Annotated in this window: 1 rRNA gene; it reads left to right on the top strand. The window is 43.3% G+C overall.

The window, feature by feature from the left end:
• Positions 1-363 precede the first annotated feature (363 nt).
• A 16S ribosomal RNA gene (locus OK344_RS13400) occupies positions 364-936 on the top strand; the annotation flags it as partial.

The raw sequence follows: 936 nt of genomic DNA, 5'->3' as shown, positions 1-936 counted from the left end.
GAATGAGCGGTCAGGAAGCTAAAAATAAAGTTTCAAAAAAATCGCTTCAAAAATTTGGTCTTTAAGAAATAAGTTTATACTTTTGCAATCCCAAATCGAGAGAAACTGGGAGCGGAGTAAAGATTTAGGCTGATTAATTTACGAGGAGATAAAGCTTACGAAAAAGAAGTTTTAAATTTTTCTCAAAAACATTTGGTCAATTCAAAAATAGTTTATACTTTTGCACTCGCAATTCGGAACAAACGACAGAAAAAGTTTCCGGATATAAGCGAAAAGAAAAGAGATCATTGACATACAAATAACAACCAAAAAAGTAAGGAAAAACTAAAGCGTCAATTAACTTTGAGTGAGTCAGACAAACATACAATGGAGAGTTTGATCCTGGCTCAGGATGAACGCTAGCGGGAGGCCTAACACATGCAAGCCGAGCGGTATTTGTCTTTCGGGACAGAGAGAGCGGCGTACGGGTGCGTAACACGTGTGCAACCTACCTTTATCTGGGGGATAGCCTTTCGAAAGGAAGATTAATACCCCATAATATAATGATTGGCATCAATTATTATTGAAAACTCCGGTGGATAGAGATGGGCACGCGCAAGATTAGATAGTTGGTGAGGTAACGGCTCACCAAGTCTGTGATCTTTAGGGGTCCTGAGAGGGAGATCCCCCACACTGGTACTGAGACACGGACCAGACTCCTACGGGAGGCAGCAGTGAGGAATATTGGACAATGGGTGAAAGCCTGATCCAGCCATCCCGCGTGAAGGATGACGGTCCTATGGATTGTAAACTTCTTTTGTACAGGGATAAACCTACCCTCGTGAGGGTAGCTGAAGGTACTGTACGAATAAGCACCGGCTAACTCCGTGCCAGCAGCCGCGGTAATACGGAGGGTGCAAGCGTTATCCGGATTTATTGGGTTTAAAGGGTCCGTAG

The organism is Kaistella yananensis (assembly GCF_026107505.2).
In the GTDB taxonomy this organism is placed as follows: Bacteria; Bacteroidota; Bacteroidia; order Flavobacteriales; family Weeksellaceae; genus Kaistella; species Kaistella yananensis.
Note: the sequence above shows the minus strand (reverse complement) of the source record. Positions and strands in the feature narration are given on the sequence as shown.